At 64.2% G+C, this 8,433-nt stretch carries 9 protein-coding genes; 7 read left to right on the top strand and 2 right to left on the bottom strand.

All coding sequences use genetic code 11. From position 1 onward, the window contains the following. Positions 1-157: 157 nt before the first annotated feature. The 3 genes from LN996_RS22910 (at position 158) to LN996_RS22920 (ending at position 2,974) form a co-directional block, all read left to right on the top strand. A complete protein-coding gene (locus LN996_RS22910) occupies positions 158-1,165 on the top strand; it encodes a LacI family DNA-binding transcriptional regulator (RefSeq protein ID WP_231343386.1) in 1,008 nt (335 codons plus the stop codon). Positions 1,166-1,170: 5 nt separating this feature from the next. Further along, complete coding sequence (gene pyrE, locus LN996_RS22915) at positions 1,171-1,743, top strand: orotate phosphoribosyltransferase (protein ID WP_231343387.1); 573 nt, start codon at positions 1,171-1,173, stop codon at positions 1,741-1,743. Positions 1,744-1,849: 106 nt separating this feature from the next. Continuing rightward, positions 1,850-2,974, top strand: coding sequence for an alpha/beta hydrolase (locus tag LN996_RS22920; protein WP_231343388.1), 1,125 nt, complete (start codon positions 1,850-1,852; stop codon positions 2,972-2,974). Between the two features lie 10 nt (positions 2,975-2,984). On the opposite strand, the gene LN996_RS22925 is transcribed toward LN996_RS22920, so the two are convergent. Next, entirely contained in the window at positions 2,985-3,716 is a 732-nt protein-coding gene (locus tag LN996_RS22925) for a tyrosine-protein phosphatase (protein WP_231343390.1), read from the bottom strand. A 12-nt stretch (positions 3,717-3,728) separates the two neighbouring features. Continuing rightward, complete coding sequence (locus LN996_RS22930) at positions 3,729-4,559, bottom strand: HAD-IIA family hydrolase (protein ID WP_090826227.1); 831 nt, start codon at positions 4,557-4,559, stop codon at positions 3,729-3,731. 263 nt (positions 4,560-4,822) lie between these two features. Between LN996_RS22930 and LN996_RS22935 the strand changes: the two genes are divergently transcribed. From LN996_RS22935 to LN996_RS22950, 4 genes are all read left to right on the top strand, one after another. Continuing rightward, the gene (locus tag LN996_RS22935; protein ID WP_231343391.1) at positions 4,823-6,016 is read left to right on the top strand and encodes a hypothetical protein; all 1,194 of its coding nucleotides are present in this window, start codon (positions 4,823-4,825) and stop codon (positions 6,014-6,016) included. Positions 6,017-6,072: 56 nt separating this feature from the next. Next, positions 6,073-6,759, top strand: coding sequence for a TrmH family RNA methyltransferase (locus LN996_RS22940; RefSeq protein WP_231343392.1), 687 nt, complete (start codon positions 6,073-6,075; stop codon positions 6,757-6,759). 161 nt (positions 6,760-6,920) lie between these two features. Further along, positions 6,921-7,940, top strand: coding sequence for a class II fructose-bisphosphate aldolase (gene fbaA / locus LN996_RS22945; protein ID WP_024819363.1), 1,020 nt, complete (start codon positions 6,921-6,923; stop codon positions 7,938-7,940). Further along, positions 7,940-8,362: a DUF3151 domain-containing protein gene (locus LN996_RS22950; RefSeq protein ID WP_159705111.1), complete on the top strand. Its 423-nt coding sequence runs from the start codon at positions 7,940-7,942 to the stop codon at positions 8,360-8,362. The genes fbaA and LN996_RS22950 overlap by 1 nt, the downstream gene beginning before the upstream one ends. Positions 8,363-8,433 lie beyond the last annotated feature (71 nt).

The following is an 8,433-nucleotide window of genomic DNA, read 5'->3' on the forward strand; positions in this document are numbered from 1 at the left end:
CATCAGGGGGAGGGGGGGGGGGGGGGGGGGGCGGGCGGCCCGCCGCCCCCCCGCCCCGCCCGCGGGCCGCGCCCCGCCGGCCGGCGGGGGCGCCGGGGCGTCACACCAGCCGGACACACCGTACCAAACCGCCGCGCCCCCCCCCCCACCGCCAGTGATGAGCGACGTCGCGAAGATGGCAGGTGTCTCGCACCAGACCGTCTCCCGTGTGCTGAACCACCACCCGAACGTCAGCGGCAAGACCAAGGAACGCGTGGAATCCGCCATCGCAGTGCTTGGTTATCGCCGTAACACGGCAGCCCGCAGCCTGGTGACGCGGCGATCCCGGACCATTGGGGTGCTCGCCTGCGAGACAGGCCAGTTCGGGCCTGCCAACACCCTCTTGGGTGTTGAACAGGCGGGAAGGGAAGCGGGGTACTTCGTCAGCATCGCCAACCTTCGCGAAGTGACCAGCGACAGCGTCAACGACGCCATCGCCCACTTCCGAAACCAATCCGTGGACGGCATCGTCATCCTGGTTCCGCACCCTGACGTACTGGCCGTCCTGGGCGACGTTTCGGTCCCCGTGCCGATCGTCGCCGTGGGAGCGGGTGCCGGAAACCAGCTGACCGGCGCCTCCCTGGATCAACGTTTGGGAGCCCGTCTGGCTGTACAGCACTTGATCGCTTTGGGGCACCGGAATATTGCGCACATTTCGGGACCGCCACACTGGATCGACGCTGCCGAACGCATCAAAGGATGGCAGGAAGCGCTGGGCAGTGCAGGCCTTGAAGCCGAGGTTCTGCTCCAGGGCACATGGGACGCAGCATCCGGCTACCGCGCCGGCCTGGAACTCCTCCGACACCACAGCATCACCGCTGTTTTCGTCGCCAACGACCAGATGGCCGTGGGCGTCCTCCGGGCTGTACAGGAAGCCGGGTACGAGGTTCCGGGAGACATCAGCGTGGTGGGCTATGACGATCAGCCGGAGGCAGAGTTCTTCATGCCGCCACTGACAACCATCAAGCAGGATTTCGAGGAATTGGGCCGCCGCTGCATGGAAGCGGTGCTGCAGCAACTGGAGGGAGACGGAGGCAGCGGCGAACAGATGGTCAATCCCCGCTTGGTGATCCGCTCCACCACGGCGGCCCCTGCCCTTCACAAAGCTCCGTTCCCACTAAACTAGGAGCCATGACTTCCACGCCTGACACTGCTGCTGCCCGCGCCCGCCTTCTTGAACTCATCAAAGAACTCGCGGTGGTCCGCGGCAAGGTGATCCTCTCCAGCGGCAAGGAAGCGGACTACTACATCGACCTTCGCCGCATCACCTTGCACCACGAGGCCTCCAAGCTGGTGGGCCAGGTCATGTTGGCCATGATCGACGACGCCGGCGTTTCAGTTGAGTGCGCCGGCGGACTCACCATGGGTGCCGACCCCGTCGGTACCGCCGTGATGCACGCTGCTGCCGACGCCGGGCGTGCCGTGGATGCCTTCGTGGTCCGTAAGGCCCAGAAGTCCTACGGCATGGGCCGCCAGGTGGAAGGTCCCTCGGTTGAAGGCCGCAACGTTGTGGTCCTGGAGGACACGTCCACCACCGGCGGGTCTGCCCTGACCGCCGTCGAAGGTGTCCGCAAGGCGGGTGGCAACGTGGTGGCCGTCGCCGTGATCGTCGACCGCGACACCGGCGCGAAAGAGAAGATCGAAGCCGAAACCGGTGTGCCGTACCTCTTCGCTTTCGGCAAGGACGAGCTGGGCCTCAGCTAAGGAGTTTTTGTACAGCTCTTGACCTTAAAGGCGCATCTTAAGGGCATCAGCTGTACACAAACTGCGGGGCTGTGAGGCACCGCCTTTCGAAGCCTATGCTTGCTGCGTGGACGTTCAAGTAGGGAAGCTCCCGGCACCTCCGGAGGTGGACGAAAACCTCCCGGTGCCGGCTTCTCCAGAAGCGGGGAAGGCAGAGGATCCGGGCGCATGGGCCCGGATCCTGCCTTACGCTGCCCGGCTCAAGACGACGTCCCGCCGCAACTTCCTCATCACCGCCGGAGCCTCGGCAGCGCTCGCGGGGGACATGCTCTTTACCCGGCATGTGCAGGCCGAGCGCCGGGCAACCAAGATCCTCCGCGTCCCGGATCCGTACTCGGACCTTTACTTTCCCAAGGCCAGCTGGATCCTCTTCCCCGGGTACAAAACGAGCTGGGAAGAAGCTCAATGGATTCTCAACACCCTGCGCCCGGCCCTGCACCAGCGCGGCCGTCTGGCCGCCGTCGGATATTCCAACCTGGGCCTGGACGTGGACGAGGTCGTCCGCGCAATCATCCTGCACGTCCGTGAACTGGAGTTGGAGAAGCTGTACTTCTACGGCCACAGTTTCGGTGGGATGCTGGCCACGCAAGTGGCCGCCCGGCTGCTGGAGCTGCACGGCGTTGAAACACAGTTGATCGTCCTGGACTCGAGCCCGTTCAGCCGGGCGGACGTCTTGGACCAGAGCTGGTTCGACGGCGTGGTCTTCCTGTACGAAAACGGGTTCCGTATTCCGTCGGTCCTGCGCGGCGGCTATGAACTGGGGGAGCGCGTGGCGCACAAGGACGAGCGCACCTGGCGGCAAATCCTCGACCAAAGCCTGGAACAGCTCTCGCCGATCGCCCCTTCCAGCGTGCTGATCCAGACGGAGTCGGCGTACATCTACCACTTCGACGGACTCCGCCTGGCTGGAAAGATCGGTGGCGCCAAGATGGCGTTCATGGGCAACTCCAAAGACGGCACCGTGAATTACGAGTCTGCGCGCGCCGGGTGGAGCAAGGTGTTCGGCGCCAACATGGCGATGCCTACGCTCAGCACAGAGGGCGCCCGGCCAGCGCACGCGAGCCCGCAATGGAACGGGAGTGTGTACCGTCCGTTGCTGGAACGCGTCCAGAATGAGCTCCAGCCGCTCCCGCCCGAGCCCGAGGAACCGTCATTCCAGGAGCCGAATGGCAAGGTTATCCGCCCGGTGTAGGTTACTCCGGTCAGCGCGCTTCACGCAGCGAATCAACCTCGACGGCGGTAAGGCCCGCCTCGCGCAGGAAGCCGTGAACGTCGCCGAACTCCTGCGCGAAACCGGCCAGAAAACGCCGCATCGCAGCTTCGGGACTTTGCAGGATCATGAGGTCAGGGCTGAAGTACTCCGCCGGGGTTGACGGGACGCTGAGGCGCCATGTCTCTGCCATGATCTTCAGGACATCCGGCAGGTTGGCTGTGGTTGCGGCGTAGTCAGCCACCACTTGATCCTCGGTCCCGCCGGATGCCAGGAACCCGATCGCCGACACCACGCCTGTCCGGTCCTTACCCAACGAACAGTGCACCAAAGTGCGTTTGCCTCGGGCGACGGGACGCAGTGCGTCAGCAACCCACTCAGGCCGTATCCGGATCCAGCCCAGATAAAGGTCGCCAAGATCCTCGGCCGTTTCGACTGCCTGGAGCGAGCCCGCCACGGCGTTGGGGTCCAGTGGGTTATTGACGAGTTCGACGGCGGGCGGGACCGCGCCGCCGTCGTGAATCAACCCGTCGTCCTGAATCAACCGGTCGTCTTGAATCAACCATGGAACCAAGGACCGCTCCAGCTCGCTGCGCAGGTCCACGATGGCCTGGATGCCGTGCTCCGCCAGGAAGCCGGACGTTGCAGCGGCATCCATACCGAAGGGCTGGCTCCCCCTGAGAATCCGGCCGCCGGCCAGGGGACGCAGATTGAGCACAGCCATGGTTCTATCCTTCTAGATTTGGCTCTTGAGGTCGGCCACGGAGTTCAGGATCTGATTGGGCCTGAACGGGAAGGACACGATTTCCTCCCGCTGGGTGATGCCGCTGAGCACCAGGACCGTGTGCAGGCCAGCTTCCATGCCCGCCACGATGTCCGTGTCCATTCGGTCGCCGATCATAGCCGTGGTCTCGGAGTGGGCATCGATCTGGTTCATGGCGGAGCGGAACATCATGGGGTTCGGTTTGCCCACGATGTACGGCTCGCGGCCGGTCGCTTTGGTGATCATGGCCGCGATGGCGCCGGTTGCGGGCATGGGGCCGTCCTTGGAAGGACCGGTGGCATCCGGGTTGGTCGCGATGAAGCGTGCACCGGCCAGGATGTGGCGGACGGCCATGGTGATCGCTTCGAAGGAGTAGGTGCGGGTCTCCCCGAGGACCACGAAGTCGGGATCGGTGTCAGTGAGGATGAACCCGGCCTCGTGCAGTGCGGTAGTAAGGCCGGCCTCGCCGATGGTGTAGGCGCGGTTGCCTGAGTCCGAGGATTGGACCTGGTCCTTCAGGAACTGGGCGGTGGCCAGTGCGGAGGTCCAGATGTTCTCTTCGGGGACTTCCAGGCCGGACGCACGGAGGCGGGCGGCAAGGTCACGCGGGGTGAAGATGGAGTTGTTGGTCAGCACAAGGAAGCGCTTGGAGGTATCTACCCAGCGCTGGATGAGTTCAGCTGCGCCGGGGATCGCCTGGTTTTCATGGACCAGGACGCCGTCCATGTCAGTGAGCCAGCATTCGATTTCGTGGCCGTTCCGGTAAACGGACGTGGATGTGTGGGGCGTGGATTCTTCTGCCATATTTGCCTCCGGCTGGGATTGTTCATGCACTGCCATCCAGTCTTTCATCAATCCGCCCCCTTAACCTCCTGCAATCCCTCTTATGTGGGTAGTTCTGCCCATGCGGATTATCCGCTGTGACTTGCGCCTGGAGCCTCATGCTCGACTACGCTTGGGGCGGCGCAGGCGTGCCACCACCGTGGGTCGGGGGATCGACACGGCGGATTTCTTGTGTCGCCGCGCTGGAGCAGGTCCCCACTCACTACCTCTGAAAGGGCCTGTCCATGAGCAACAACAACGGAGTGCCGCAGCCTCCCTACAACCCCGACGGCGTGCCGCAGCCCCGCTACGACACCGGCCAAGGCCAGTATGGCCAGTACCAGCCGGGGCAGACGCAGCCCACGTACCAGCCTGAGGGCCAGACTGAAGCGTTCCCGGCGCAGCAGCCACCGACGCAGGCATTCCCAGCAGCGTCCAACACTGTGCCGCAGGGACAGCCAGGATTCCCGCCGCCCGGTGCAGGCAACCCGTCCCAGCCCGGATACCCAGGACAGCCCGGCGGACCCGGACAGCCCGGATACCCCGGACAGCCCGGCGGACCCGGCCAGAACCCGGGCGACCACAACAGGAAGTCCCTGTTCCTCATCCTGGGTGGGGTCGCCGTCGTCGTGATTATTGCGTTGGTCGTGGCGTTCACATGGCTGATCCCCGCAATGACCAAGCCCACGGCTGTCGAAACGCCGTCGGTGACATCCTCTGACGCAGCGTCGGACGCGGCGGCTGAGCCGTCCGCCGAGCCGTCCGCCGAGCCGGAACCCTCCGGTGACGCGTCGGCGTCCACCGATATGCCCGCTGACGCCATTCCGTTGCCTGCAGTATGGGAAGAATTCGCCGGACCCACCAACGTTCCGGCCGACGGCGACCCCCTGTTCAGCAAGTGGGTCACCGGCGAATCGTCCTTCCAGTACCTTGCCGAATGGACCCACGATGAGTCGTTCGGCATCACCAAGGACCCCACCACGGGTGAGGAGATCCAGAAGAAGGCCCAGGGCACGGTTGAGACCGACGGCGACGGAATCGCGCTCGCCTACGCATTCTTCGCGGAGTCCGAGGAAGGCAAGTTCGGCAAGGATCCCGCAGAGGTCAAGAAGGCCATCGAGGACATCGAGGCCCGGTACAAGGGCATGACGGCCACCGAACTTCCCCAGAACCTGGTAGGCCACAAGTGCACGTCCGATTTCAAAACCTCGATGCCGGAAATCCGTGAATTCCGCCGTGGCGCCGCAGTAGTCATTGGTTTCACCTGCACCAACGCCCGCGGCGAAGCAATCCAGGCCGTCAACCTGTTCTCCGTGACACCGTGGGGTACACCCCAGATGCTGGGCGTCAGCGGACACAAGGAATACTGGGATGCCCACCCCGGGCTCTTCGAACAGCTGGCCAACTCCTACCGCATCAACAAGTGGAAGATGGGCTAGGTCCGCTGGCCGAAGCCCGATCAAAACGGGCAACAGGGCAGGGCTAAAGTTGAGGGGTGACTGACCTTCCCCCCACCACAGCCCTGCCCACGCCTGCTGAAACGACACCGGACGGCGAGGCAGAAGCGAAACCCGAGGTCGGCGTCGGGCCTTGGGAAGGTGAGTTGCCGTTTGGTGAGCACTGGGACCCGGACCTGTTGAGGGATGGTGACCGCCGCAACGTGGTGGACCAGTACCGGTACTGGAAACACGAGGCGATCGTGGCCGACCTTGATTCCAAGCGCCACGAATTCCACATCGCCATCGAGAACTGGCAGCACGACCTCAACATCGGCACCGTGGTGCGGACCGCCAACGCGTTCCTCGCCAAAGAGGTCCACATCATTGGCCGACGGCGGTGGAACCGTCGCGGGGCCATGGTCACCGACCGCTACCAGCACGTCCGCCACCACCCCACCGTTGAGGACTTTGTCCAGTGGGCCGAGGGGGAGGGGCTTGCTGTAATCGGCATCGATATCTTCCCGGATTCCGTGCCGCTTGAAACCTTCGACCTTCCCAGGAAGTGCGTCCTGGTGTTCGGCCAGGAGGGCCCGGGCCTTACGCCCGAGGTGCACGAAGCCGCCGTCGCAACCCTGTCCATTGAGCAGTTCGGATCCACCCGGTCCATGAATGCGGCGTCGGCCGCAGCGATCGCCATGCACGCCTGGGTCCGCCGGCACGTGTTCCAGCAGCCAGTCGCTTAGCCCTGCGCCGAGATGGCAAGAGTGCCAACTCGGCGGAAGTGTTAAGTGCCACAGTGACCCGAAACACGGCGTCCCGGCGGATATCGCTAGGATGGGTGCTAGCCGTAAGCGGTCTACTCCAGGGTTACCAACCCACAGACGAATTCAGCATAGGAGTCACCATGCCCATTGCAACCCCAGAGATTTACTCCGAGATGATCGACCGTGCGAAGGCTGGCGGATTCGCTTTCCCCGCGGTCAACGTGACGTCGTCGCAGACTCTGAACGCTGCGATCCGCGGTTTCGCCGAGGCCGAATCCGATGGCATCATCCAGGTTTCCACCGGTGGCGCAGCCTACTGGTCCGGCGCTTCGGTCAAGGACATGGTGGCCGGTTCCCTGGGCTTCGCCGCGTTCGCCCGCGAAGTTGCCAAGAACTACAACGTCAACATCGCCCTGCACACGGACCACTGCCCGCAGGACAAGCTGGCGGACTTCGTCCTGCCGTTGCTGGCCGCGTCCGAGGAAGCCGTCAAGGCCGGCAAGGACCCGATCTTCAACTCGCACATGTGGGACGGCTCGCACGAGACCCTGTCGGAGAACCTGCGCATCGGCCGTGAACTGCTGGAGCGTGCCGCTGCTGCGAAGATCATCCTCGAGGTTGAAATCGGCACTGTTGGTGGCGAGGAAGACGGTGTTGAGAACGAAATCAACGAGAAGCTTTACACCACCACCGAGGACGCGCTGGCCACGATCGAGGCACTGGGTGCCGGCGAAAACGGCCGCTACCTCACCGCGCTGACCTTCGGCAACGTGCACGGTGTGTACAAGCCGGGCAACGTGAAGCTCCGCCCGGAACTGCTTAAGCAGATCCAGGCCGAGGTTGGCGCGAAGATCGGCAAGGAAAACCCGTTTGACCTGGTGTTCCACGGCGGTTCGGGCTCCACGGAGCAGGAAATCGCTGACGCTGTTTCCTACGGTGTCATCAAGATGAACATCGACACTGACACCCAGTACGCGTTCACCCGTCCGGTGGCCGGGCACATGCTCGCCAACTACGACGGCGTGCTGAAGATCGACGGCGAAATGGGCAACAAGAAGACCTACGATCCCCGCGTTTGGGGTGCTTCGGCTGAAGCCGGTATGGCCGCGCGCATCGTCGAAGCCGCCCAGCAGCTCGGATCGGTGGGCAAGACCTTCTAATGTCGGACGAATTCCGGAAGAACCTGATGGGGCCGGAGCCCACGCTCCTGCCCGCCGAAACCGAGATCTACCAGCACCTGGCTCTCGGCAAGGAAGCACTGGACCTCGTGGAGAAGAACCCCACGTCGTCCCTGCTGTGGGCCATCCTCGCGGAGGAAGCCTGGGCCGAAGGCCGGACCATCGAGTCCTACGCCTACGCTCGTGTCGGCTACCACCGCGGCCTGGATTCCCTGCGCCGCAACGGGTGGCGCGGCGTCGGACCCATCCCGTGGGAGCACGAGCCCAACCAGGGCTTCCTGCGTGCGCTCTACGCGCTGGGCCGTGCGGCCTCCGCTATCGGCGAGGCTGAAGAGCCGGAGCGGATCGAGAAGTTCCTGAACGACTCGGACCCCAAGGCCAAGGCAGCGCTCGAAGCCCGCTAAGGCATCAAAGCAATGAACGACGGGGGGGGGGCGCCCCCACAAAAAGGGGGCCGCGGGGGGCGTGATGAAAG

The sequence above is a fragment of the Arthrobacter sp. AK01 genome (genome assembly GCF_021109375.1).
In the GTDB taxonomy this organism is placed as follows: Bacteria; Actinomycetota; Actinomycetes; order Actinomycetales; family Micrococcaceae; genus Arthrobacter.

Bases quoted from the DNA above. Each gene is read 5' to 3' on its own strand.
- LN996_RS22910 (WP_231343386.1), top strand. From the start codon at position 158: ATGAGCGACGTCGCGAAGATGGCAGGTGTCTCGCACCAGACCGTCTCC.
- pyrE (WP_231343387.1), top strand. From the start codon at position 1,171: ATGACTTCCACGCCTGACACTGCTGCTGCCCGCGCCCGCCTTCTTGAA.
- LN996_RS22925 (WP_231343390.1), bottom strand. From the start codon at position 3,716: ATGGCTGTGCTCAATCTGCGTCCCCTGGCCGGCGGCCGGATTCTCAGG.
- LN996_RS22930 (WP_090826227.1), bottom strand. From the start codon at position 4,559: ATGGCAGAAGAATCCACGCCCCACACATCCACGTCCGTTTACCGGAAC.
- LN996_RS22935 (WP_231343391.1), top strand. From the start codon at position 4,823: ATGAGCAACAACAACGGAGTGCCGCAGCCTCCCTACAACCCCGACGGC.
- fbaA (WP_024819363.1), top strand. From the start codon at position 6,921: ATGCCCATTGCAACCCCAGAGATTTACTCCGAGATGATCGACCGTGCG.
- LN996_RS22950 (WP_159705111.1), top strand. From the start codon at position 7,940: ATGTCGGACGAATTCCGGAAGAACCTGATGGGGCCGGAGCCCACGCTC.